This window comes from Intestinibacter sp. (assembly GCF_034113885.1).
In the GTDB taxonomy this organism is placed as follows: Bacteria; Bacillota; Clostridia; order Peptostreptococcales; family Peptostreptococcaceae; genus Intestinibacter.
Window position 1 is genome coordinate 1 of record NZ_JAXEWM010000067.1, and the last position, 26,237, is coordinate 26,237.

Sequence of the window (26,237 nt, forward strand, 5' to 3'; positions counted from 1 at the left end):
GTTAAAGTTTGTAAACAAGAAGAAATATATAAAGATAAAATAAATTTAATGTTATATGAGGATATTTATAATAAAATAGTAATATTTATTAATAGCTCAAATTGGCTAGATTATGAAATGATGTCAAAATGTTTAAAGGGATTAAAGTTAATAAGTACATTTTTTGAAAAGAATAATATTGATATAGCAATAAAAATATTTAAACAAGATGATGATAATATTGATAAAGTATATCTATTAAAAGACTTTAAGTCAAATATATTAAGATTAGAATGGAAAAAAGGAGATATACAAGAGTTTATTGAGAGAACAATTTCTAAGCTATTAAGTTTAGATAAAAATAGATTAAATAAATCAATATTGGATTTATTTTGGGGCAAAAAAGTAATTGTAAACAATAAAAAAATTAATACAATAGATTATTTCTGTGATAAATTAGAAGAGATTGATAAATTTAATATAATTGATGCAAATGAGATTTTAGTTAAAGCTATAGATATTGAAATGAAAAGTGATTTTTCTAAAATGAATGATCGAATAATTAGTCAAGATAGTATAGAAAAAGCTTTTGAAACTTTTAATGAATAAAATTAATATCAAATAAGTGTTGAAGTTGGATAAATCCTAATAAGAATTACTATAATTTTTATTGGGATTTTCTTATTTTTATAAAAGTCTTGCAGTTATAAAGTCTAAAATTTCCTATATTTATTCGGAAAAAGTAATAAAAAATAACTTTTTTGAATAAAATAATTGAAAATAGGGTATATTAATGATATAAAGTAAGTATAGGCGATGGAGGTTATACTATGAACGATATAATCAGATTAAAAAATATATATTTAGAAAATTTTAAGAATGTCGATAAGGGTAAGTTAGGATTTAGTGAAAATAATAAAAAAAATGTTTTTTCGGATATATTGGGCATTTACGGACAAAATGGATCTGGGAAAACAGCTGTTATAGAAGCGTTGGATTTATTTAAAGCTGTTTTATCTGGACGAAGTATAAGTCCAAATACTAAATATCTTATAGGAAATAAAAAGGAATATTGTAAACTTGGATTTGAATTTTTGTTAAAAAACAATAATGATAATGAACTATATAAAGTATTTTATGATTTTGAGATAAAGACAAGAAAGAAAATAGATGAAGAATTTGTATCAGATTATTTAAATGATGATATTTCTGAAAAAGATGAAGAGGTAATATTGGTAAATAAAGAGAGTTTGTCTTTTTCGTATAAAAGTGAATCTGGCAAATGGAGTAAAATACATATTATGGATTATAATATTGAAAATCAGGAATATATATTTACTCCAAAAGGCAGATATGATGAAATTGCAAAAAATATAGATACTAAAATACAAATAGATGTTGCTAAAAGTATGTCTCAAGAAAATTCAACTTCATTTATTTTTTCTAATAAAATGATAAAGGTGTTAAAAGATAATTTAGAAGATAAAATGTTTAATATAGTACAAAATCTTAAATACTATAGTATGTTTAATTTATTTGTAATAAATAATAGACAATTAAGTATGGCAAATAGCAATATAGCTATGCCGTTTAATTTCAGAATAGAAGACGGTAATAAAATTACAGGTGGAAGTATACTTATAAATTTATTTGAAACTTCAGAATTAGAGGAAGAAAGATATTTAGTAATAGAAAAAATTATAAATCAAATAAATATCGTTATATCATCAATCATTCCTAATTTAGAAATATTGCTTAAAAGTAGTAAATTTAAAGGTAAAAAAGGAAATGATATGATTGAAATCAAGTTATTTTCTAAAAGGGGAGATAGAGAAATTCCTTTAAAATATGAATCAGATGGTATAAAGAAAATAATTTGTATATTAAGTGCCTTAATAGCAATGTACAATAATGAAAGAATATTAGTTGCTATAGATGAATTAGATGCTGGGATTTTTGAGTATTTATTAGGTGAAATTTTAGCGATTTTAGGGAATGAGGCAAAAGGTCAGTTGATATTTACATCTCACAATCTTAGAGCTTTAGAAACATTGAATAAGGATTTAGTTGTGTTTACGACTACTAATCCAGAAAATAGATATATTAGCTTGACAAATGTAAAACCTACGAATAACTTGCGCGATGTCTACTATAGAGGAATTGTGCTTGGAGGACAAAAAGAAGAGTTGTACGATGAGACTAATAAGTATGAGATAAGTTATTCTTTTAGAAAGGCGTGGAAGAAATAGGTTATGGCAAAGAAGAAGGTATTATTATTTATAGTAGAGGGACCAACTGATGAAAGTTCTTTAGGTTTAATTTTGTCGAGATTATTTAAGGATGAAAATGTAAGATTTGAAGTAGTACATGGAGATATTACATCAGATATAAAATCTAATCCTACTAATATAAAAAAGAGGATAAATGAACTAATAAATTATTTTTTAGCTAATAACCACTTTTCTAAAAAGGATATAGCAAAAGTTGTACATTTAGTTGATATAGATGGTGTTTATGTAGATGATGATACTGTGGTAGAAGAAAGTAGTTTAAAGGAAATAATGTATTTTGAAGATCATATGGAAGCACCAAATAAAATTAATGCTATAGAACGAAATAATAGGAAAAGAAACTTGTTAAATAAACTTTACACAACTAAAAAAATAGGTGGACTTGATTATAAAATGTATTTTTTCTGCTGCAATTTAGAACATGTGTTACATAATGAGCAAAATGTACCAGATGATACAAAAGCGGAACTTGCATATGAATTTAGTGACAGATTTGCCGAAAATGTGAGCGGGTTTGTAGAATTTATAAATAGTCCAAAGTTTAAGGTAGAAGGTGAATATTTAGATACATGGGAGTTTTTGAAGGAGGGGAAAAATTCTTTAAGTAGGTCTTCTAATTTTCATTTATTTTTTGAGAAGGATAAAAAGGATATAGATGACTAAAATATAGAACCGATTTGTTAAAATAAGCAAGTCGGTTTTATTAATTTAAAATAAAAAAAAACTATAATTACATAATAACTATGATTATCTCATTGTAATTATATTTAACAACTTTGTGACAGAGGTATAGAGGTTTAAAAAGAAGATAAATATCATAAGCTATCTGAAAAGAAAAATCCATATAATACTTATAAATATCTAGCATTTCTATATGTTATAAAAATGATAAAATATAAATATATAAAAAAAGTAAAAAAATTACTTTTAATAAAAAAATAGTGTAAAAATTTTACCTTTTGCTTATAATATAATATAAGGAGTTGGTAAATATGTTAACTAAAATGAGAATAAAAAATTTTGGATCTTTCAAACAAGAAACAACAATAGATTTAAAAAAGACTAATTATAAAATACTATCTGACACCAATGTAAGCAATGGAGTGTTAAAAGGTGGAATCTTTGTAGGAGCAAATGCATCAGGAAAAACTACTGTAATAAAAGCAATGGCAAAGCTATTAAGACTTTTATTTAAAGAGGAACAGCCTCGATTTATAAATGATTTTTGCCTGTTTTCAGACGATACAAATATGATACTAGAATATACATTTGAAATCAGCAGCTCTTGTATTCAATACTACATCGAATACGATAGAATAAGTGACATTTTAATAGAAAAATTGTATCTAGATGGCAGTATTTTAATCGATAGAATAGGAGATACCGGAAAATCTAATATAACAGAAAATCCAATTTTTGAAGGCTTGGATAATGATTCCCTGTTGATTAGAGAGATTTATTTTAACACAAAATTCAGGGGGTATAATACCTTAAAAAAATGGTTTGAATTTCTATTAAATTCTATATATATAAATGCATATGATAAAACTATTTACATGGGAAAAAAAGACCCTATAACTATAAAACCATTTATCGAAAAATATGGTGTCGAGCCCATAAATAATTTTTTTGAAAAATTGAATTTCGAGCAAAGAATAGAGTACTGTGATGAATGCTATGGAAATAGATTTGCCATCAAATCAGAGGAGCAAAAGGCAATTTTTTTCAAAAGAAAAGGAATTGGAGAGCCAATTCCATACTTTTTAGAGTCATTGGGTAATAAAACATTGTTGAATTTGTTACCATCATTTTTTTATTGTGTACAAAACGATGGAATGTTGATAATAGACGAGTTTAGTAGCGGATTACACAACAAATTAGAAGAGCTATTGGTAAAATTTTTTATGACTAATTCCAACAATTCTCAGCTATTTTTAGTGTCACATTCGACTAATTTACTATCAAATTCTATCTTTAGACCAGATCAAATTTACATAACTGAGTTTAAAGATAGTGGAAGCCAAATTAGAAGAGCATCAGAGGAAAGACCGAGAGAGGCGCAAAATATAGAAAAGATGTATCTCGGAGGAGTTTTTGGAGGTATACCTGATTATAATTATGAAGAAGCTAGTAATTAATTTTGATGATAATTCATATAAAAGTGAATTTGAAACTGGTGATGCTCTTAAGCATTATTTGCATGAGCAAAAAATGTTTCAAGGACGTATAAATGAAGAATCTATAATTAAATCCATTGAACAATTTGAGCTTGCAATAAAGGAGCTTGGGATAGATTCTTATGATATAGATGATTTTTTTCAAACAAATATGGATGTATTTGAATATCAGGAAAGATTTTATTCTGAACACGGCAAATATAAAGCTTTGAGTTTATTGTGTGTGGCTTTTTTAGACTTACAATTGATAGAGTTTGAGTAAGAGAGAGTAGAAATACTCTCTTTTTTGTATATAAAATCATTATGCCAAGCAGATTTCAATAAATACAATACAAAGTATTTCGCCCCATTATGATTATATTTAACGACTTTGTGACGGAAATACAGGCCTATAAACGAACAGATCTGTAATACTCAACAATTATCCAAGACCGTAGGGCTTTATCCAATATATCTAGATAGAATTATTTAAAGACAAAACAAAATAAATAACAAAAGCTCTCTCCATAATTAAAAAAACGACAAAAAAATAACCAAACCTGTATCACAAAGTTGTTAAATATAATCACAATACCTTAGGTGTGCATATATATAGGGGAAAGATCTTTAAAAAATTTTATCTGAGAGGAATATCTCCTTTTGTCAGGGTTATTCAATGACCTCAATTCTAAAAAGTTTGACAGTATATTCAAAGTAATTATTAAATTTCCAAATATATGAAATTTATTGAAAATATATGTCAAAAAATATATAATAAGGAAATAGTCAAATTTTTACAATTGAAAATTTTCATAGGGGGTAAAAGGTTTATGTATAATGAGATAGTAAATATTGAGTCTACAGTGGATAGAGTATTTTCTCATACTGTTGAAAGACGTGGGGATAATATTTTTATAAAGGATATAGATTCTAATGTAGAGATAACGTGGAATCAATCTAGAGATATGATTGATAAATTAAGCAAAGGCTTTATAAAAAGAGGAATTAAAAAAGGGGATCATGTTATGATATGGCTTCCAAATTCCTATAAGTGGGTATTGTTTTATTTGGCGTTGGCTAGATTAGGCGCTGTTGGTGTTTTGGTGAATACTGCTAATAAAGAGCTAGAAATGGATTATTTAATAAAAGACAGCGATTGTAAATTTATAATTATGTGTGAGGAGATAAAATCAATCAATTGCAAAGGCATAATAAAAAATCTTATTCCTAATGCATTTCAAAACGAGGATAATATAATTGAATCTTCTAATTATCCAAATCTTAAGCAAATAATTTTCGATTATGAATTAGAATCTATTATAGAGGATTCTGTCGATATAGATGATAAAACTTTAAAGGATATGTATAATTCTGTGAAATCAACTGATATAGTAAATATTTTATATACATCAGGAACTACTGGTGATCCAAAGGGAGTTATGGTAAATCAACGTTCGATTTTTTATAGCATAATAGGTGCTATAGAGGGAATGGGGTTAAATGAGGAGGATACTGTAGGAACTTCATTGCCTATGTTCCATAATTTTGGATTATATGGATTAGTAGTATATCCGTTGATAGTTGGTGCAAAAAGTGTAATTATGGATGGATTTTCACCATCGAAGTTTTTAAAGGCGGTAGAAGCTGAAAAGGTCGCTTTATCAATGGGTGTACCTACTATGTACATAGCTATGATGCATTATGAGAATTTAGATAATTACAACTTATCAAATCATAAGAAATGTTTATTAGGAGGAGCTGTTTGCCCGCCGGCATTAGTGGAAGGCTTATCTAAGGATTTTAAGGTGGAAAAGGTGTTTGTACTTTATGGACTTACAGAGTCACCAAGTGTAACTACTACGAGCTTATCAGATCCATATGAAAAGCTTACTCATTCTATAGGCAGACCGTCTAGAATTTACGATGTAAAAATTGTAGACCCTGAGACTAAAGAGGAGCTTCCTTGCAATACAGTCGGTGAAATATCTGTAAAAGGCCTAGGTAATATGGACGGATATTACAATAAAGAGGAAGAAACTAAAAGATGTCTAAATGAAGAGGGCTGGTTCTATACAGGTGACTTAGCTAGCATGGACGAGGAAGGATATCTATATATCTGCGGACGTAAGAAGGACATGATAAAACGTGGTGGAGAAGGAATTCACCCTAAGGAGATAGAGAGTGTACTACTAAAGCACGAGGCTATAAAGGATGTACAGGTAGTAGGTGTTCCTAGCGAAAAATACGGTGAAGAAGTAATGGCGTATGTAATATTGAAAAATGGATATCAATTATCAGAGGAGGACGTAAAGGAATATGTAAAACAACGTCTAGCCATCTACAAAACACCTAGATATGTGAAATTTATTGAAGATTTCCCTTGTACAATAACAGGTAAACCACAAAAATTTAAGTTAAAGGAAATGGCGATAGAGGAATTTAATTTGTAAAAAATGAGGTGGTGTCATGCAGGGAAAGGTCTCTGACAAAAAAGTATTGATGACAAAGAAAAATGTCGCTATAGATATAAATAATAATAAAATATATTTGTTTTTTAAAAGATTATTGGATATATTAGGCTCAATATTTGCACTTATAATATTTTCACCTGTATTTCTAATAGTATCTATTTTGATAAAATTAGACAGTCCAGAGGGCAGTATTATATTCGCTCAAGACAGAAATGGGTTAAATGGTGAAGTATTTAAGATGTATAAATTTAGAAGCATGGTGCCTAATGCAGAGGAGCTTTTAGAGGATTTAAAGCATAAAAATGAAATGGACGGTCCAGTCTTTAAGATAAAGGATGATCCAAGGCTTACTAAGGTCGGAAAGGTAATTAGAAAATTCAGCATAGATGAATTTCCTCAATTTGTGAATGTTTTAAAGGGGGACATGTCCTTAGTAGGTCCTAGACCTCCTATACCAAGAGAAGTAGAGTCTTATTCTGCATACGAAATGCAAAGACTTTATGTGAAGCCTGGTTTGACTTGTTATTGGCAAATCGGGGGAAGAAATAGCATAGGATTTGATGAGTGGATGGAGTTAGATCTTAAATATATTTCAGAGAGAAGTATGCTAGTTGATATTAAAATAATATTGAGCACAATAAAAAAATTATTTGGAGATAAAAATGCAAGTTAATGATTTGGCAAAGAAAGAGGATATTTATCTAGGGAAGAAAATAATCGATTATTTACAGGGAGTAAATTATAGACAGGTTTTTTTTATATTATGTATCGACATATTTATATTTCAAAATTTAATACAGGAGATAATAGGTCCTTTTAAATACTTTGATGAGCTGTTTTCTGTTTTTATATTTCCTATAGCCTTTTTATATTTAATGCTTTCAAATGGAAGGGCTCGTGTGAAAAAGGACGACATCATTATAGTTGTATTATTAGGGATTATAACCTGTTTTGGTCTTTACTCAAATTTTAAATATAAGTATCAGCCTTTTTCAGCAGTATTTCAGGATATATTGCTAGTGTGGAAGTTTTATCTAGCTTATTTTACAAGCAAGGTATTATTTGCATCAGAGATGAATGGGGATAGAATAAAGTCTATATTGAATATCAATTGTAAGATAATAACTTTAGTTTTATTTGCGTTGACTTGCCTAGATTATGTATTTCATATATTTAGGACACAAATTAGATATGGATTGAGATCGTTGTATCTTTTTTATAGTCATCCTACATTTGTCGCTGGCGTGTGTATATGCTTACTTGCGCTGATTGTTTATTCTGAGGTAAAAAAATCGAAGGTTACATATTTATATTTAGGAATGCTCTTGATTATGATTACGTTGACTCTAAGATCAAAGGCAATTGTAATGGCGGTTATTATAGTGATTTCATATATTTATATGATGATGTTTTCTAAGAAAATTTCTATAGGTTTTTGGTTTGTAATAGCTGCTTTGGGGATTTTTTTAGCTTATGATCAAATATCGTATTATTTTTTTGATTTAGAGGATGGAGCAAGACAACAATTATTGAGAAATTCATTTTATATAGCTAGAGATTATTTCCCATTTGGTACTGGGTTTGGTACCTATGGTTCGCATCCATCGAAGGAGATGTATTCTCCTGTTTATTATATATACGGACTCAACAAAATTTGGGGACTAGGAGAAGTGTATAACTTCTTTATATCTGATAACTTTTGGCCTATGATATTAGGTCAATTAGGATATCTAGGACTTTTGGGATATTCAGCTATATTGTTGATATTTTTCAAAAAGATACAAAGAGCTTATAATCGTAAAAATAATAGAAAATATTTTGCAGCGATGATGCTTTTTTGCTATTTATTGATAGCAAGTACTTCGGAGTCGGCATTTGTACATACTTATGCTGTGATGTTTTCGTTGATATTTGGAATTTTGGTATGACTTTTTAATATTAGGAGGGAATATGGATAATATAGTGGAGATAGATCTTAGGAAGATTTTAAAAATAATAAGAAAAAATATATTGATAATTGTAATAAGTACATTTGTATGTGGGCTGGGGGCTTTTGTGGTCAGCAAGTTTGTGATGCCTCAGTTGTATCAAGCTACTACGACATTGATTGTAAATAGAAATCTAAGTGAAGAAAATAAGGATGAATATGCTAATTCACCATATGCAGTTAGTGATTTAGAGTATTTTCGTAAAATAGCTAGTACATATATGGAAATACTTACATCAAAAACTATATTAAATCAAGTAATAGAACAATTTGATTTAGATATTAAATACGAGGATTATTTAAAGGACTATATAGAGGTAGAGATATTAAATAATACAGAGGTAATACAGGTAAATATCTTAGATGAAAATCCAGACAGAGCTATGAAGATATGCAATACTATACCGAGCCTATTTGAAGAGGAGGTAATTAGGATAACTAAAGTAGCTGGTATCGAGGTCATAGATAAGGCTAGCTTGCCTGAAGAAGTCGAAAAGCCTAATTTAGTTATTTTTACACTAGTAGGCTTAGTGGGTGGCTTTGCATTAGGCTTGATGATAGTATTCTTCAAACAAATATTAGACAATAAGATAAAAAGTAAAGAGGATGTTGAATCTAAGCTAAGGGTTACTTTATTAGGGCAAATCCCTAAAATCAAGGATATGAAGGATAAAGTGATTTTAGCAGATGATAATCTAAATATGGATGCTGTAGAGTCATTTTTGAAAATTAGAACTAATTTAGAGTTTTCTAACATAGATAACAAAAATAACGTAATAGTATTTACAAGTACTCACAAGGGTGAAGGTAAGAGTACTACTATATGTAATAATAGCGTGTTTTTCTCTAGATTGGAAAATAAAAAAGTTCTACTAGTAGACTGTGACTTAAGAGAGCCTAAGGTTCATAAAATCATGGATATAAATAATAAAAATGGACTTGTAGAGCTATTAAAGGGCAAAAATGAATTTGATGATGTAGTTCAAAAAATAAACGATAATTTAGATGTAATAACTGCAGGTCAAAAGATTATCAACCAAGTAGATATATTATCATCTGAAAAAATGAAGCACTTTATATCAGATGTAAGAGGTAGATATGATTATGTATTTGTAGATACACCTCCAGTAGGAGTATTTGCAGATGCTAGTATATTATCTAAGATAAGCGATGGAGTTGTATTTATTGTGGGATATAATGAGGTCGACTTAGATGAGGCAGTACAGGCTAGGGAAATATTAGATAAGGCTGATGTTAAAATAATAGGTAGTATTTTAACAAAGGTTAAGGTGAATAGCTCTGATTATGGATATTACTATAGTTATGGTGAAAAACGAAAACATAAAAAATTTAATTTTAGAAAAGGACAGGCTTAGAGATTATGAAAATAGGTATTTTAACTTTTCATAGAGCTATAAATTACGGCGCCGTTTTGCAGGCATATGCATTAAAATCTAAATTAGAAAAATTGGGAAATGATGTAGAGGTCGTAGATTATAAAAATGAATATTTTAATAAGATATATTCTGTTTTGTATTTTAAATCGTTTAGCTTAAAGGATATTATATTGGCGTTTTATAATTTTCCTATAAGAATAAAGAAAAATAAGAGATTTGAAGATTTTATAAATAAGAATTTAAACCTAAGTCGTGAGGTCAACTCTCAAAATATCAAGGATATAGAGGAAGATTACGATTTATTTGTATGTGGAAGCGATCAGGTGTGGAACTATAGATTAAATGATTTTGATAAGACTTATTTTTTAGATTTTTTATCTGATTCTAAGAAGAAAAATTCATACGCTGCAAGCTTTGGTGTCTCAACAATACCAGTTGAGCACCAGAGAGAGTACAAAAGACTTTTATCGGATTTTAATAATATTGCAGTCAGAGAATATGAAGGGCTGCAAATTGTAAAGGATTTAGTAGGTAGAGATGCAAGGGTTACATTAGACCCTGTATTTTTGCTTAGTAAGGAAGAGTGGGAAAAAATAGCAGAGGAGCCTTCGATTAAAGATGATTACATACTTGTATATAAGTTAAACAAAACTGATGTATTTGAATATGCAGAGAAGCTATCAAGGGAGACTGGACTGAAGGTAGTTGTAGTTCAGGCTAAGATGAGGATAAATAAATCCTTTATAGCAGAGAGAACTACATCTCCAGAGGAGTTTGTCGGATGGTTTAAAAATGCTAAATATATTGTGACAGATTCTTTTCACGGTTTAGCATTTTCGATTTTATTTAATAAGAGCTTTTCTGTGCATTTAGATAAGAGAGCTCAAAATCATAATTCAAGAGCGCTTACTCTGCTTAAGCTGTTGAGCTTAGAGGATAGAGTTGGAGATGTAGACGAGGTTGAAAAAATATTTGAAGCTATAGATTATGGCTTTGTAAATGAAACCTTGAAATCAAATGTCGATGAATGTGTAGAATATTTAAAGCAAATCTCAGATGGAGGCGAATTTGATGAGGATATTCAATAAGGCTGAAGAGTGCAGTGGATGTAGCGCATGTCAAGGTGTATGCCCTAAGGAGGCAATTGCCATGAAGCCAGATGAGAGAGGCTTTTTATATCCAGTTATAGACGAAGAGAAGTGTGTTGACTGCGGTAAATGTAAAAGTGTCTGTGAGTTTAATGATAATTACGATAAATCGAGCCTTTTGGAAAAACCAAAGGTATACGCTGTAAAGCATAAGGACAATTCAGTTAGAGCTAAGAGTCGTTCAGGTGGGATGTTTGCAGCCTGTGCAGATTATATTTTAAACAGCAAAAACGGTGTAGTATACGGATGTGGGTTTGATGAAAGCCTAGATGTAGTACATATGAGAATCGATAGCTATGAGGATATAAAGTCTTTGCAGGGCTCTAAATATGTCCAAAGCGATATGGGCGATTGCTTTAAAATGGCGAAGAAGGATTTAGACGATGGGAAATATGTCGTGTTTTCAGGGACTCCTTGTCAAACTGCTGGATTTAGAAGCTATATAGGTGATTATATATATAAGGATAACCTGATAGTTTGCGATTTGATATGTCATAGTATTCCAACTCCTAAGCTATACAAGGATTATAGAGATTTTATCGAAAATAAATATAATTCAAGGATAATTAGATTCGACTTTAGAGATAAGTCGTGTGGATGGAATTCTCATATGGAGAGCTATGAGCTTGAAAATGGGGAGAAGATAATTTCTAAATACTATACAGAGCTGTATCATATGGGGACAGCTATTAGACCTAGCTGTTCAGTATGCAAATTTACCAATACTAAAAGACCCTCTGATATTACATTAGGTGATTTTTGGGGGATAGACAAGGTAGTTGAGAATTTCGACGACAACAGGGGTGTATCGTCTGTTATGTTAAATACTCAAAAGGGTGTAGATTTATTTGATAAAATAAAGGACGATTTGTATTTTGAAGAGGTATCATTAGATCAGGCTATGCAGCCTAGATTAAAAAGCTCTACTGATATGTCTACTCAAATGGACAGGTTCTGGAGAGATTATCAAAATCACGGCTTTGAATATATATTAAAACAATACACTGGCTACGGCGGGTACAAAACAAAAATAAAAAGAAAAATATTAAAAAGATTGGGAAGATGGTAGATATGTCTAGAACGAAAACTTTTTTGCAAAATTCTATAACTACAGCTATGTATCAGGCAATAGTAATGATTTCAGGATTTATAGTGCCTAGAATAATGCTTGTTTATTATGGATCAGAAATCAATGGATTGATATCTTCTATAAATCAATTTATAACTTATTTTAACCTTGTCGAAGCTGGATTATCTGGAGCTACTGTCTATTCATTATATAAGCCATTGGCAGATGATGACCATAAGGCAATAAGTGCTATAGTCGTAGCAGCTAAAAACTTTTATATGAAAAGTGGGTACTTTTTTGTAGGATTAGTCTTGGCACTTTCTTTTATATACCCTTTATTTATTCATCTAGACGAATTGTCACCGATGTCGATTTCTATATTAATCATAGCACTTGGGGCAAAGGGATTTTTGGAGTTCTTTACCTTAGCTAAATATAGAACCTTGCTGACTGCTGCACAGAAGACCTATGTTATTTCAATAGCATCGTCAGTGTATGTTATTTTAAATACAATAATAATATTTGTCTTATCTATGCTAAAGTGCAATATATTGGTAGTTTATATATTCGCTATTGTGGCGCTTTATGCTAGATCTCTTATTCTGATAATATATGCTAGAAGAAATTTCAATTATATAGATTTCAATGAAAAACCTAATAATGGTGCATTAAATAAAAGATGGGATGCGCTGTTTTTACAGGTATTGCAATCAGTACACATAGGTGCTCCGACTGTTCTTGCCACTATACTTACTAGCTTGAAGATGGTCAGTGTGTATTCGGTATTTAATATGGTGATGGTAGGGATAAATGGAATATTGAGTATATTTGTGAGCGGTCTGTCTGCTACATTTGGAGATATTATAGTCAGAAATGAAGTAGATACACTTCAAAAATCCTACAAAGAATTTGAATGTATTTACTATATGATTATTACGTTTGTTTATTCTGTTACGATGATTATGCTACAGCCATTTGTAAATGTTTATACTACGGGAATAAAGGACGCTAATTATTATCAGCCGTTGATAGCATTTTTATTTGTCTTAAATGGATTTTTGCATAATCTAAAAACTCCACAGGGGATGCTCGTTATATCTGCTGGTCACTATAAGGAGACTAAATGGCAGACTATTACACAGGCATTGATAGCTATAGTGTTTGGGTTTATATTTGGAAAATACTTAGGATTAGTGGGGATTTTAGCGGGTGTATGCTTATCTAATCTTTATAGAGATATAGATTTGATGTTTTATATACCTAAGAATGTAACCCATCTATCTTATAAAAGTACATTAATAAGGATAATTAGAAAGTTTATAGATTTTATAATTATAGTAATTCCATTTTACTATATAAAATTCGATATATCCAATTATTTGGATTGGGTGCTTTATGCTATTTTGACAAGCATATATGCTGTAGCTGTAATTTTAGTAGAAGGATTTATTTTTGAGAGAAATAGTATAAAAAGTATTTTCGATAGAGTTTTATCAATAGTGAAAAAAACAAGGGTAAATTAGGAGGTGTAGTATGTTAAAGCGTATTTTAGTTTTATGTATGTCGGTTATGCTATTAGCTACAGGATGTAATAAGAAAACAGAAACCTCTAAAATATTTCAGCTATTAGATCAGCCTACAGAGCAAGCTGATTATTATAGAGATGTAGTATATAAAGAAGGAGCAAATAATAGAAAGCTAGATTTTAATTTAGCTATTCCAAAGGAGGCTTCAGAGAGTGATAAGAAGCCTTTAGTAGTATTTTTACATTCTGGGACTTGGGTTGCAGGAGATAAGGATGATTTTAATAATGTAATTTACACGCTTAGCTATCATGGATATGCAGCTGCAACTATTGATTATGGGCTAGTGCCAAATGAAAATATGCTAGGTCAGGTCGATAATGCCATTGATTCAATTACGTATATTGTAAAAAATTATTCTGATAAAGGTATCGATAAGGATAAAGTCATTATAATAGGTGCATCGGCAGGAGCTCATATTGCTATATTGGCTGCACAGAAGATATGTGACAATAAAAATGACTATGATTTTAACTTATCATATTTAGTAGATATGTTCGGGCCTAGTGACTTGAGATACTATGATAATATTGATGAGGAAAAGCAACAAGAAATAGTCGATTTAGATAAAAGTATAGGATATTTCAAGAGAAATCCAGAGTTTTTATCAGGTGATAAGGAGCTTGATTACTATGATTGCCTATCAAAAGTAAACCCAATTGAAGTGGTAAATAAAAATTTAGTTAAGACATTAGTTATAAGTGGGGATCAAGATAAATATGTTCCAATAAAAATATCTAAAAGCTTCTATAATAAATTAAAGGAATTAGGCGTAGATGCTCAGTTTATAGAAGTAAGTGGAGTTGGGCATGATCCTTTTAGTGAAGAAATTTGGAAGCAAATATATGACACATTAAAAAGTCAGGTATAGTTTAATATTAAGTAAAATAGAGGAATGAATATGAAGCAGAGAAATTTAAAATATGATTTTATAAAGTCGATTGCGATTTTAGGTGTTATTTTAGGACATAGTTTGTCGCTTGTATTGACTAGAAGAGCAGAGATGCAGCTTTTGGCAGATTATTTGACTGTAGTATTTAGAGTAGTAGTGCCGGCGTTTTTATTTGTATCTGGAGTACTTCATAAGAAGGGCTTGAGCTTTGCACAGATACTTATGAGAATAAAGAGGATATTATCTCCATATGTATTTTTCGCTGTTATTATGACTGTTATTTACATAGCCTTAGGAGATCACACGTTTCTTTCTAGATATATAGTTAGATTCATAAGCTGTGAGGTACATCCTGTTTATTATTATGTATTTGTAATGATAGAATGCTTGTTTATTGCATTTTTATTTGAAAAAATATGTGGCTATAGAAAAATGCTGATACCACTTTATTTGGTGGTTTTGATTTATTCTATAATTAGCGCTAATTTTTCCAAGGAAATATTGTGTGCGTTGAATATTTCAAATAATATGGTGGATTTTATTACTTATAGAAATCCGTTTTTATGGATGCATTATTATTTACTAGGTATGATATTTAAAGAGTACAATTTGGAGAAATTTATTGTTTCAAACAAGTATGTTGTTAGAATTTTCTATGTGAGCTTAGTGTTGACTTATATGGTATTTAGATATTTCCATATTGGAGATTTAGATGGATTAAATTCTGTTATAACTATGATAGTATGTCTTGCTGGAATAATGATGCTTCTTACAATCGAGGTCAGCTCTGAAAAATGGATTTATTTGAGCTCTAAAAGCTATACTATATATTTAGCTCATGTTCCATTTTACTATTTTGTATCGCTTTTATGGGATAGATATACAGGCATTAGTATACCTGTAATGGTCGTTTCTAATATGGTGATACTAGGTGGAGGAGCGATGCTTGTTTGTGTATTAGGTAAGATGATATTAAAGGATAAATCTTATTATTTTATAGGCTCTTAGAAGAAAGGATAAGTAAAAGTGAAGGTTTTATTAGTAAATAAATTTCATTATAAAAAGGGTGGATCTGAGACATATTATTTTACAATAGGTAAGGCTCTTGAAGCGATTGGGCATGAGGTTGTTTATTTTGCGATGAAGGACGAGAAGAATATACCTTGTGAGCAGGAGGAGTTTTTTATAGATAATGTCGACTACAACGGAAATGTAGGAGTTATTGAGAAGATAAAATCGGCATTGAGTATAGTCTATAAAAAGGAATCTAAAGAGAAGATAACTGAGCTTATAAAGAAGGAAAAGCCCGATTTAGCTATATTGAATTTAGTTCATAGACAGATTACATTATCGATAGTAGAGGCACTCAAGGAGTTTGATATTCCGATATTTTTTACTATGCACGATTTAATTTGTGTGTGTCCAAATTACACTATGCTGTCTAGTGATGGAATTTGCGAAAAATGTTTAAATAAAAAATATATAAATTGTATAAAGCAAAAATGTATAAAAAATTCGACTGCGAAAAGTGCGCTTGGATTTATAGAAGCTCATTACTTGAAATTCAAAAAAGTGTATGACGATATCGATATGTATATAGCGCCTTCTGATTTTTATAGAAAAAAATTAATAGAAGGTAATTTTACTAAAAGTAATATCGTGCATAGGAAAAATCCTCTGCCTGTAGATACTGAGTATAGATTGCCAGATAAGGTCAGTGATTATATTTTGTACTTTGGCAGACTTAGCAAGGAAAAGGGTGTGTTGACGCTTTTTAAGGCTGTTGAAAAGCTGGAAAATGTCGTGCTTAAGGTGCTTGGAGCAGGACCAGAGGAGCAGGAGCTGAGAGATTATATACGAGAACATAATTTATCAGATAAGATAGAGCTGCTTGGATTTAAGACTGGTAAGGAGCTAGAGTCTATAGTTGAAAAGAGTAAATGTGTAGTAGTACCTTCTGAATGGTATGAAAACGGACCTTATTCAGTTATGGAGGCTATGGCAAAGGGTAGACCTATAATCGCAAGTGACTTAGGCGGACTAAAGGAGCTTGTCGAGGAGGGATCTACAGGATATATATTTAAGGCTACAGATGTAGATGAACTTGCAGATAAGATAGAGATGCTTATCAATTTAAGTGATGAGGAATATACAAAGCTTTGTAAAAATAGCTTGGAATTTGCAAAGAGGGAGTTTGACCCGATAAGCTATGCAAATTGGATAGTTGAGAATTATAAATTATATAGAAAGAAGTGTTAAAATGGGAAAGAGATATCTTTATGGAACTGTAATAGTAACATATCGCTGTAATGCACATTGCAATATGTGTGATTGCTATAAGGATCCCACTAAGCCTAGTGAGGAGATAACCTTAGATACTATAAAGAAGCTTCCAGAGATGGAGTTTACAAATATAACAGGTGGAGAGCCTTTTATAAGAAAGGACTTGCCTGATATAGTTAGGGAGCTTTATAAAAAGACTAATAGAATAGTAATATCTACTAATGGATACTTTAAGGATAGAATTATCGAGCTTTGTAAGGAATTCCCTCAGATAGGGATAAGAATAAGTATAGAGGGGCTTCAAGAGACAAATGATGCAATTAGGGGTATCCCAGACGGATTTAATAGAGGCTATGGAGCGCTTAAGACTCTTGTAGAAATGGGACACAAGGATGTCGGCTTTGGGATGACTGTTCAGGATATGAACTGCGAGGATTTAGTTCCTCTATACGACATATCTAACGAATTGGGAATGGAATTTGCTACAGCTACACTTCACAATTCATTTTATTTTAGAAAAACTGACAATAAAATAGACGATAAGCTGAAGGTAGCTAAGAATTTTGAAAAGCTTATAAACGAATTGCTTAAATCATCATCACCTAAGAAATGGTTTAGAGCTTATTTCAACCACGGCTTGATAAATTATATCTACGGTCAGGATAGACTTCTACCTTGTGATATGTCTAAAAACGCGTTTTTTATAGATCCATTTGGTGATGTAATTCCATGTAATGGTATGGCTAAAAAGGCAGTCATGGGAAATTTAGTAGAGCAAAGCTGGGATGAGCTTTGGAATTCAGAGCAGGCTGATAAGGTCAGATGTCAAACTAAAAATTGTGATAGACAATGCTGGATGATAGGTAGTGCATCTCCTGCGATGCATAAATATATCTGGGTGCCTGCATGGTGGGTATTCAAGCACAAATTTATAAAAAGAGGCTACTCTATTTATGAAAATGACTTTATAAATAAGTAGTATTATAGAGGGGTATTTCGATATGAAAATAGCAATGATTGGTCACAAGAGAATTCCCTCTAGAGAGGGCGGAGTAGAGATAGTAGTCGAGCAGCTGTCTACGCGTATGGTTAAAAAAAATCACAGTGTGGATGCTTATAATAGAAGCTCTAAAAAGGTAGACAAGATAAAGGACTTTAAGGGAGTCAAAATTATAAATGTACCTACTGTAGATAAAAAAAGCTTAAATGCGCTTATATATTCTTTTTTGGCGACTATAAAGGCTGTGTTTAATAAGTACGATGTTATACATTATCATGCCTTGGGACCTTCTGTGATGCTTTTGATACCACATATATTTGGCATTAAGACTGTGGCTACTGTGCATGGCCTGGACTGGCAGAGAAGTAAATGGGGCGGATTTGCGACTAAGTATTTGATGCTTGGGGAAAAAATTATCGCAAAGTATGCAGATGAAGTAATTGTTTTGTCAGAAAATGTGCAAAAGTATTTTAAGGATACATATAATAGGGATACTACTTATATACAAAACGGTGTCGATATACCGAGTCATGTCAGTCCAGATATTATAAAAAGCAAGTATGGATTAAATGGCGATGACTATGTTTTGTACCTAGGTAGGATCGTGCCAGAAAAGGGCGTACACTATTTGCTTGAAGCGTTTAAAAATATAGATACCGATAAAAAATTAGTAATAGCAGGTGGAAGCAGTCATACAGATGAGTATTATGAGAAGATAGCAGGCATGGCTAAGCAGGATTCTAGAGTTGTGATGACTGGGTTTGTTCAGGGTCAGCTTTTAGAGGAATTGTTTAGTAATTGCAGTTTGTATATCTTGCCTAGTGATATAGAGGGTATGCCGATTAGCTTGTTAGAAGCTATGAGTTATGGTAAAAAATGTCTAGTCAGTGATATCAAGGAGAATGTAGAAGTTATAAAGGATATGGGAGTTAGCTTTAGAAAGTCGGATGTAGGGGATTTGACTAGTAAGCTAGACGAGATTTTAAATGCAGGTAATTTTGATTTAGATAGTGAAAATTTGGTTGAATATATAAAGAAGAATTTTAGCTGGGATGAGGTTGTAGATAAGACCTTAGAAATATATGTAAAATTGGAGGAAAAATGAAGGTAAGTATAATAACACGACATTTTATAACGAATTATGGTTCATTATGTCAAAGCTATGCACTGCAAAGAGTTATAGAGTCGATGGGATATGAGGTAGATATCATCGATTATATAAGAGAGGATGAGGATTACAGACAGATCACATCTACATTGGTGAAGAAATCCGATTTTTGGAATAAGAATTTTTTGACTAGATTTATTTATAAGCTTTTGCAAAATCCTAATTATATCATTGGAGGTAGGGCTTTTGAAAAGTATAGACTTAAATACTTAAATATGACAAAGCTTTACTCTTCATTTGAGGAATTAAAAAAGGACCCTCCAGAGGCTGATATTTACTGTACAGGTAGCGATCAGGTTTGGGGGACTATTGGAAATGATCGATACGATAAAGCTTATTTTTTAGAATTTGCGGAGGGTAAAAAATGTATATCATATGCAGCTAGCTTTGGAAAAACTAAATTCGATGATGAGTATATCACGAATTTAAGCAGGCTAGTCAAGAAATATTCAGCATTATTGATGAGAGAAAAAAGTGCGGTGGATATACTTGAAAAATTGAAGCTTGATAATGTCAAGCAGGTATTAGATCCTACGCTTTTGCTAGATAAAAACGAGTGGCTTGATTTAGCTGAGGGCGAGATTAAGGACAAGGACTATGTGCTTATATATCAATTGCATAGAAATAAACGTATGGATGAGTACGCTAAGGAGTTTGCCAAAAAGACGGGATTAAAATTAATTAGAGTGTCGCCTTCACTACACCATATAAATAGAGGTGGAAAATTTGTATATTTACCTAATTTAGGGGAATTCTTATCTTACATAAATAATGCTAAATATATAATAACCGATTCTTTTCATGGGACTGCATTTGCTATTAATTTTAACAAGGATTTTGTAGATATACTTCCAGGAGAGACTGCTACTAGAAATCAAAGTATATTAGAATTGACTGGATTAGAGGATAGAATATTAAGGGATTATGGCGATTTTTCGTTTATAGATAGACATATCGACTATGACAAGGTCAACGATATAATCGGGCGAAAACGAGTAGAGTCTCTTGATTATTTGAGTCAAAGCTTAAAAAATTAAATCGATTAGAGGTTGAGATTATGAAGGTTTTACATTTATTAGCAACAGGTTCCGTAGGGGGCATCGAGGTATTGTGCAGAGATATTTATAGAAAATCTACTAATATGGAAAATATATTTTGCTTTGTATTTTCTGGTGGGGAGATCGCCGAGGATATGAGGGATAATGGCGCTGACGTTAGAGTGTTGAATTATAAGAATAAGGATATACTTAAATTGATAAACTACCTATATAATTTATGCAAGGATGAACATGTTGACGTAGCCGTAGTTCATCATGGAGCTCCGATAAATCATATTGCATTAGCTGTATTAAAATCGAGATTAAAGAGCTTGAAAACAGTCATATATTCGCATGGAAATATACAAGATACCTTGAGAGAAAATATTAAAAGGGGATTGTATTTTAGAAAATTTGCTTATAGTATGTGCTTCAAGCGATGCGATGCAGTTGTAGCCATTTCTGAATCTGTAAAAAACAGCCTAATCCAAAGATACGGTGAGCAATTTGGCGAGAAGATAAATATTGTCTATAATGGTATAGATTTAGATAAATTCAAACCAAATTGCGATATAGGCATGCAAAATAGACAAGGCTCTGTAAATATAATATACGTTGGAAGGCTGTTTAAGGCAAAGGGAGTCGACATATTAGTCAAATCACTAGCTGAGATATCTTCTGAAAAAAATTTCATTTGCAATATAATAGGTGACGGCCCTGAAAAGGAAAATATCAAGAGTCTAATAAAAGAATATAAGTTAGAGGACAAGGTCGTATTAAGGGGTGTACAGAAAAATGTACCTGAGTGGTTAAATAAATCAGACATATTTGTCCATCCTGCGACCTGGGAGGAGGGCTTTGGAATAACAATCGCCGAAGCCATGGCATTTGGACTTATATGTATAGCTTTTAATAAGGGCGCCTTGCCAGAGATTATAGATAGCGGAAATAATGGATTTTTAATTGAGAGTGTTAGTGAAAAATCATTAAGTGAAAAAATTTTATATTGTATTGAGCATATAAATGATGAAGAGTTGATTGAAATTAGAAAAAGAGCGTGTGAATCTAGTCAAAGATTTTCAATTGACAAAACTGTTTTAGACTTGGAGCATATTTTTAATCGACTTTGTTCCAGATAAATATACATTTGTGTGTTTGTATAAGCACTATCAACATGTCAATACATCGATTATTTAAGCACATTTTCATGTAATTTGTTGAAATTTATATATTTATAAAGTAATATATAACTAGATAAATTAATTTATAAAAAGGGGAGTTGTTATGAGAAAAAAACGTTTAAATCGAATTTTATCTTTATTACTAGCAGCTACTTTGTGTAGCGTGTCAGTAATACCTTCTTTTGCGGAAGAAAACATTTTCTACAATAAAGAAGGATTCACAATTCAAAAGGTTTCACATCCTACAAGGGGCCAAGGAGAAGTGGATAGTATTTTGACAGGAGAAGATGAAGACAGAGGAAATAGCTACAGCTGGTCAATAGTTGAATATGGGGATTATATATATATAGGAACTGGTTATAATCCTATATATGGTATTTATTACCGTAATGTAGTAGCTAATCTTAAAGCTAGAGGAGTAGAAGAAGAAAAAGCATCAGAAATAGCTAACAAAGCTATTGATTTAATGTATAATGGCGCGTTTTATCAAAGTACAGACTTAAACGCAGTAATAATGAAAGTAAATAAAAAAACATATGAAGCAGAAGTTGTCTATAGAAACGAAGATCCAAAAATTAAAGAACACGGATATAGAATGGCTGCTGAATACAATGGAAAACTATATTTTGTAACTTATGGTTTCCCTAGATCATCATTATTAGAAATAGACCCTGAAAATAATGATCAAGTAACAAGTGTATATGATGAATACTTAAAAAACCCTGCTGTCGCAAATGGTATACGTGGTCTAGTAGCACTTGACGATAAATTAATAGTGTCTGTGACTGGTATGATAGGTGATAAACCAGGAATAAAAATGTTAGCAAGTGAAAATCCTTCATCTAAAGAATGGACTGAAATAGCTAATCAAGATACTTTTGATGATTTACCTGCATGCTATATAAGAGATGGAATCAACGGTGGAGGACTATGGGATATAGTTGAATTTAATGGTTCTATATATGCAACAATGGTTACTGCAAAAACAGATGAAAATGGAGTTACAAATAAGAGAGGATTCGCTATGTATCGTGGCGATGAAGTAGGAGATACTTATAAATGGACTCAAATAATAGGTGACAAATCTAAAGGTGCTAAATATTCATTTGGACTAGGCGTAGATGAAGCATCAGCAGGAAACATATTTGTATACGATAACCATTTATACATAGGTAACTACAACGATCCTATGCTAGATTTAGCAGAAATACCTGACAAGGGTAATTTCAAACCTCTATATAATGATTTATATAATAGTATAAATCTATACAGAATGGACACAAACGAAAACATAGAGCTAATTGGTGGTAGACCTAATGAAGAGTTTCCAGTAGTAAAAGGAAACTTAGGACCAGGACTTGGAAGTCCATTTAACCAATATGTATGGAGATATGGAGAACATAATGGAAAATTATATGTAGGTACATATGATACTTCAACATTAACTAATGGATTTACACAGCTTACAAATGGCGACTTATTAAAAATGACACCAGAAGAATTTGAACAAGAAATGAAATATGTAAAAGAAATGATAGGGGCATTAATAAGTGTTCAAAAAACTGAAACAGAAGTTGCTGTAGAAGAACAAAATGTTCAAAAAGATAGTGAAGCTCCAAAAGAAGATGTAAGTGAAGATACAAACAGCGAAGCTAAAGAAGATGGCGAAGCTCAAGCAGAAAATGCAAGTGAAGATGTAAATACTGAAGCTCAATTAACTAATGAAAATGATGCAGAAGTACAAGATACAGAAGCAAACGACGCTGAAAAAACAAAAGAAGAAGAATTACTTGGTGATTTATCAGAAAAACAAGTTGATAAAATCAAAGATATAAAAGAATCAGACTTAGATAAAATAGTAGATGATTCAGATAAAGTAATGGACAAAATAGATGGTAAGTCAAATAAATCTACATATAGCTTAAGAAATAATGAAAGAACAATAGTAGATGATTTTAATAGCTTAGTAGCAAGATATGATAAAATATCAAAATATCTACCTTCTTGTGTAAGACAAAAAATTGAAAAGGTAATAAAAAATGAAGATGTAGAAAACTTTGTTTATTATCTAGGTATAAACAACTATTGTATACATGCAGAAAAAGGATTTGACTTATTAGTATCAAGCGATGGAGTAAACTTCGACGCAATTACAAGAAATGGCTTCAATGATAAATTTAATCACGGAATAAGAGTATTTGAAAGTACTAAAGAAGGTCTTTTCATAGGAACAGCAAATCCATTCTATGGAACACAATTATGGAAGCTAAATGAAGATGGAGAAATAGTAGAACCTGAAGAACCTGAGGATAAAGAAGATACTTATTCTGTAACTATAAAATATCAAATAAACGGTAAAACTGATATCAAGGTACCTGAAGATACTGTAGTAGAAGGATTAAAAGCTGGTGAAGCATATGATTTAACAGATCAATATATAGCTGTAAAAGAATCTCTAGTAAAAGCTGGATGTACTGTTGAAGAAGAACCAGTATGCAAGGGTAATATAGCTAAAGAAAATGTACAATTAAATGCTGTATTTAAAGCACCTGCAAAACAAGTAAAACCTAGTAAACCTGCGAAAAAAAGTATAATAAAGAAAATTGTAAACAAAATAAAATCAATAATAAGCTGTATAAAAAAATGGTTATAAAAGTAAATAAATAACATAATTTATACTTATAATGAAATAAATACTCCTTTATGGTAATGATAAAAATACCATAAAGGAGTATTTTTATAAAAAAAATACCCCACCACCGCGAAGCGTTCATATATACATATCTCACCCACGCCCTATTGTATTTATATTTAACAACTTTGTGACAGAGATACAGGCCTATAAATAAATAGATTTATAATACTTAATAATTATACGAGCCCGTAGGGCCTTATCCACTATATCTAGATAGAATTATTTAAAAACAAAATAAAATAACTGTCAAAAGCTCCCATCATAACTAAAAAATTTACAAAAAAACAACCAAACTAGTATCACAAAGTTGTTAAATATATTCACAATACTGCGGAAAAAAAATTGCAACATTTAAAATAGGTATGAGCTTGATTCAAGCTAAGAATATTTGTCAATTAACAGGAAAAATTTACAAGTTTTAAATATACTTATTTCTGATTATAATTTATAATATTAGAAATGAGTTTATAGGACAGAATTTCGATGTAATTATAGGAGATAAATTTTTTGAAATAAATGATTTTAACGATAAAAAAGCATATTATCATTTGGAATTTCAGACAAAAAATGATAGTACAATGGTCATAAGGATGTTTGAATATGGATTTAAAAAGGCAGCAGAAAATGCTACTTTAAATTCTACAGATGGCATTAGGACTATATATTTTCCTAAACAAAAGGTGATTTTCTTTGAGGAAAATAAAAATATCAAGGATTCATTGGATTTAAATATAGTTTTTCCAGATGAACAAGTGATTTTATACAGTGTTGAGGTTATGAAGTATTGGGAATTTACAGATGAGGACTTGATAAATAAGAAAATGTATCCATTGATACCACTTCAGCTGTTTAATTTGAGAAAAGAATTGCAAAGGGCGCAATCTAAAAATGATATACATAGAATAAAAGAAATGTCTTACATAGCTAGAGATTTGGCTGAGAAGCTTGCGAATGAGTCTAAGGACTTATTTGATAAGCATGAAATTTTAGGTGATGATTTTCATAAAATGTTATTAGCAATAAATAATTTAATTGAGTATTTAAATAGGAACTATTTAAATGATGATAGATTGGAAGATGAGGTGAATATTATGACAAAAACATTATATGATCCAGAAGTTGAAAAAAGAGGAGTTGAAAAGGGGAGAAATATTGAAAAAATTGAAAATGCAAAGAAACTTTTAGATGTACTTGATGATGATACTATATCTGAAAAATTAGGATTAAGTATAGAAATGATTCAAAAATTAAGGGCAGAAGCTTCAAATAATTAAAAATCTATCAAATGAGAAAAACTCCAGTCAAGGTTGTGGCTGGAGTTTTATTATTATTACGCGAAGCGTCTATTCAAAAACCAATTTATTTTGTATAGCTCAACTATCGAAGATAAATCAACTCTATAAAGCATTATTTAAAAAGCAACTCCAGCCATTGTAATTATATTTAATAAGCTTGTGACATAGGTATAGGGTGTTAAATAGTTGGACATAATATAACTAATAATTACCTTAGCAGGGAGGGTTTGGTATGTTCAATGAAAGACATTCAGATATGTTTAATTCGAAAAGAAACAACGTGAGAAGGTTTTATCCTAACGAATTTGATCTAAGTAAAGTACAAAATTTTCGTAAGAATATTCAAGATTTAAGTAAGGAGGAGATAGATTTTTTAGTAAAATTTGCACAGGATGAAATAAAAAGATTGTATAATTTGGGGTTTGAAAGTGAGATTGATAGGAGAAATGAAATTTTGCAGGGGCGATTTAAGAAGGGGCTTAGATGTCCTAAGTGTGGAAATTTGCGTTTGAATAAAAATGGAAAGACTAATGGTCGCCAAAGATATATGTGCAAAGAATGTAGAACTACGTTTGATGAGAGGAGTTTTTCGCCACTTTCCAACA

Annotated in this window: 22 protein-coding genes; all 22 read left to right on the forward strand. The window is 30.8% G+C overall.

The window, feature by feature from the left end; all coding sequences use genetic code 11:
• The coding region (locus SPD90_RS04190) for a hypothetical protein (protein ID WP_320924397.1) at window positions 1–588 on the forward strand (588 nt) is incomplete at its 5' end.
• 221 nt (window positions 589–809) lie between these two features.
• The gene (locus SPD90_RS04195) at window positions 810–2,228 is read left to right on the forward strand and encodes an AAA family ATPase (RefSeq protein WP_320924398.1); all 1,419 of its coding nucleotides are present in this window, start codon (window positions 810–812) and stop codon (window positions 2,226–2,228) included.
• Between the two features lie 3 nt (window positions 2,229–2,231).
• Window positions 2,232–2,933 carry a hypothetical protein gene (locus tag SPD90_RS04200; protein ID WP_320924399.1) on the forward strand — a complete coding sequence of 234 codons (702 nt, stop codon included), beginning with the start codon at window positions 2,232–2,234 and terminating at the stop codon, window positions 2,931–2,933.
• Window positions 2,934–3,262: 329 nt separating this feature from the next.
• Window positions 3,263–4,408, forward strand: coding sequence for an AAA family ATPase (locus tag SPD90_RS04205; protein WP_320924400.1), 1,146 nt, complete (start codon window positions 3,263–3,265; stop codon window positions 4,406–4,408).
• Window positions 4,365–4,709, forward strand: a complete 345-nt coding sequence (locus tag SPD90_RS04210; RefSeq protein WP_320924401.1) for a hypothetical protein — start codon at window positions 4,365–4,367, stop codon at window positions 4,707–4,709. The genes SPD90_RS04205 and SPD90_RS04210 overlap by 44 nt, the downstream gene beginning before the upstream one ends.
• Before the next feature lie 547 nt (window positions 4,710–5,256).
• Window positions 5,257–6,876 (forward strand): AMP-binding protein, encoded by a 1,620-nt coding sequence (locus SPD90_RS04215; protein WP_320924402.1) that lies wholly within the window; start codon window positions 5,257–5,259, stop codon window positions 6,874–6,876.
• A gap of 16 nt (window positions 6,877–6,892) precedes the next feature.
• A complete protein-coding gene (locus tag SPD90_RS04220; protein ID WP_331680294.1) occupies window positions 6,893–7,570 on the forward strand; it encodes a sugar transferase in 678 nt (225 codons plus the stop codon).
• On the forward strand, window positions 7,560–8,825 hold the full coding sequence (locus SPD90_RS04225) for a hypothetical protein (protein ID WP_320924403.1): 1,266 nt from the start codon (window positions 7,560–7,562) through the stop codon (window positions 8,823–8,825). The genes SPD90_RS04220 and SPD90_RS04225 overlap by 11 nt, the downstream gene beginning before the upstream one ends.
• Window positions 8,826–8,847: 22 nt before the next feature.
• Complete coding sequence (locus SPD90_RS04230; RefSeq protein WP_320924404.1) at window positions 8,848–10,260, forward strand: polysaccharide biosynthesis tyrosine autokinase; 1,413 nt, start codon at window positions 8,848–8,850, stop codon at window positions 10,258–10,260.
• A 5-nt stretch (window positions 10,261–10,265) separates the two neighbouring features.
• Entirely contained in the window at window positions 10,266–11,369 is a 1,104-nt protein-coding gene (locus SPD90_RS04235) for a polysaccharide pyruvyl transferase family protein (RefSeq protein WP_320627228.1), read from the forward strand.
• Window positions 11,353–12,498 (forward strand): Coenzyme F420 hydrogenase/dehydrogenase, beta subunit C-terminal domain, encoded by a 1,146-nt coding sequence (locus SPD90_RS04240; protein ID WP_320924405.1) that lies wholly within the window; start codon window positions 11,353–11,355, stop codon window positions 12,496–12,498. Before SPD90_RS04235 ends, SPD90_RS04240 begins: the two co-directional genes overlap by 17 nt.
• Window positions 12,499–12,500: 2 nt before the next feature.
• Complete coding sequence (locus tag SPD90_RS04245; protein ID WP_320627226.1) at window positions 12,501–14,021, forward strand: lipopolysaccharide biosynthesis protein; 1,521 nt, start codon at window positions 12,501–12,503, stop codon at window positions 14,019–14,021.
• Window positions 14,022–14,031: 10 nt separating this feature from the next.
• Window positions 14,032–14,952, forward strand: a complete 921-nt coding sequence (locus SPD90_RS04250; protein WP_320924406.1) for an alpha/beta hydrolase — start codon at window positions 14,032–14,034, stop codon at window positions 14,950–14,952.
• A 30-nt stretch (window positions 14,953–14,982) separates the two neighbouring features.
• Window positions 14,983–15,981, forward strand: coding sequence for an acyltransferase family protein (locus SPD90_RS04255; protein WP_320924407.1), 999 nt, complete (start codon window positions 14,983–14,985; stop codon window positions 15,979–15,981).
• 18 nt (window positions 15,982–15,999) lie between these two features.
• Window positions 16,000–17,232 carry a glycosyltransferase gene (locus SPD90_RS04260; RefSeq protein ID WP_320924408.1) on the forward strand — a complete coding sequence of 411 codons (1,233 nt, stop codon included), beginning with the start codon at window positions 16,000–16,002 and terminating at the stop codon, window positions 17,230–17,232.
• Between the two features lies 1 nt (window position 17,233).
• On the forward strand, window positions 17,234–18,235 hold the full coding sequence (locus SPD90_RS04265; protein WP_320624475.1) for a radical SAM protein: 1,002 nt from the start codon (window positions 17,234–17,236) through the stop codon (window positions 18,233–18,235).
• A 22-nt stretch (window positions 18,236–18,257) separates the two neighbouring features.
• Window positions 18,258–19,361, forward strand: a complete 1,104-nt coding sequence (locus SPD90_RS04270) for a glycosyltransferase family 4 protein (protein ID WP_320924409.1) — start codon at window positions 18,258–18,260, stop codon at window positions 19,359–19,361.
• Window positions 19,358–20,461, forward strand: coding sequence for a polysaccharide pyruvyl transferase family protein (locus SPD90_RS04275; RefSeq protein WP_320924410.1), 1,104 nt, complete (start codon window positions 19,358–19,360; stop codon window positions 20,459–20,461). The genes SPD90_RS04270 and SPD90_RS04275 overlap by 4 nt, the downstream gene beginning before the upstream one ends.
• A gap of 20 nt (window positions 20,462–20,481) precedes the next feature.
• Window positions 20,482–21,600, forward strand: a complete 1,119-nt coding sequence (locus tag SPD90_RS04280) for a glycosyltransferase (protein ID WP_320924411.1) — start codon at window positions 20,482–20,484, stop codon at window positions 21,598–21,600.
• 145 nt (window positions 21,601–21,745) lie between these two features.
• Window positions 21,746–24,295: a hypothetical protein gene (locus SPD90_RS04285; protein WP_320924412.1), complete on the forward strand. Its 2,550-nt coding sequence runs from the start codon at window positions 21,746–21,748 to the stop codon at window positions 24,293–24,295.
• A 590-nt stretch (window positions 24,296–24,885) separates the two neighbouring features.
• Entirely contained in the window at window positions 24,886–25,611 is a 726-nt protein-coding gene (locus tag SPD90_RS04290) for a hypothetical protein (protein ID WP_320924413.1), read from the forward strand.
• A gap of 253 nt (window positions 25,612–25,864) precedes the next feature.
• Window positions 25,865–26,237, forward strand: a 373-nt coding sequence (locus tag SPD90_RS04295) for an IS1/IS1595 family N-terminal zinc-binding domain-containing protein (RefSeq protein ID WP_320924414.1), incomplete at its 3' end; no start/stop codon positions are given.

Coding starts and splice junctions, on each gene's coding strand:
- SPD90_RS04195 (WP_320924398.1), top strand. CDS start 810: ATGAACGATATAATCAGATTAAAAAATATATATTTAGAAAATTTTAAG.
- SPD90_RS04200 (WP_320924399.1), top strand. CDS start 2,232: ATGGCAAAGAAGAAGGTATTATTATTTATAGTAGAGGGACCAACTGAT.
- SPD90_RS04205 (WP_320924400.1), top strand. CDS start 3,263: ATGTTAACTAAAATGAGAATAAAAAATTTTGGATCTTTCAAACAAGAA.
- SPD90_RS04215 (WP_320924402.1), top strand. CDS start 5,257: ATGTATAATGAGATAGTAAATATTGAGTCTACAGTGGATAGAGTATTT.
- SPD90_RS04220 (WP_331680294.1), top strand. CDS start 6,893: ATGCAGGGAAAGGTCTCTGACAAAAAAGTATTGATGACAAAGAAAAAT.
- SPD90_RS04225 (WP_320924403.1), top strand. CDS start 7,560: ATGCAAGTTAATGATTTGGCAAAGAAAGAGGATATTTATCTAGGGAAG.
- SPD90_RS04230 (WP_320924404.1), top strand. CDS start 8,848: ATGGATAATATAGTGGAGATAGATCTTAGGAAGATTTTAAAAATAATA.
- SPD90_RS04235 (WP_320627228.1), top strand. CDS start 10,266: ATGAAAATAGGTATTTTAACTTTTCATAGAGCTATAAATTACGGCGCC.
- SPD90_RS04240 (WP_320924405.1), top strand. CDS start 11,353: ATGAGGATATTCAATAAGGCTGAAGAGTGCAGTGGATGTAGCGCATGT.
- SPD90_RS04245 (WP_320627226.1), top strand. CDS start 12,501: ATGTCTAGAACGAAAACTTTTTTGCAAAATTCTATAACTACAGCTATG.
- SPD90_RS04250 (WP_320924406.1), top strand. CDS start 14,032: ATGTTAAAGCGTATTTTAGTTTTATGTATGTCGGTTATGCTATTAGCT.
- SPD90_RS04255 (WP_320924407.1), top strand. CDS start 14,983: ATGAAGCAGAGAAATTTAAAATATGATTTTATAAAGTCGATTGCGATT.
- SPD90_RS04265 (WP_320624475.1), top strand. CDS start 17,234: ATGGGAAAGAGATATCTTTATGGAACTGTAATAGTAACATATCGCTGT.
- SPD90_RS04270 (WP_320924409.1), top strand. CDS start 18,258: ATGAAAATAGCAATGATTGGTCACAAGAGAATTCCCTCTAGAGAGGGC.
- SPD90_RS04275 (WP_320924410.1), top strand. CDS start 19,358: ATGAAGGTAAGTATAATAACACGACATTTTATAACGAATTATGGTTCA.
- SPD90_RS04280 (WP_320924411.1), top strand. CDS start 20,482: ATGAAGGTTTTACATTTATTAGCAACAGGTTCCGTAGGGGGCATCGAG.
- SPD90_RS04285 (WP_320924412.1), top strand. CDS start 21,746: ATGAGAAAAAAACGTTTAAATCGAATTTTATCTTTATTACTAGCAGCT.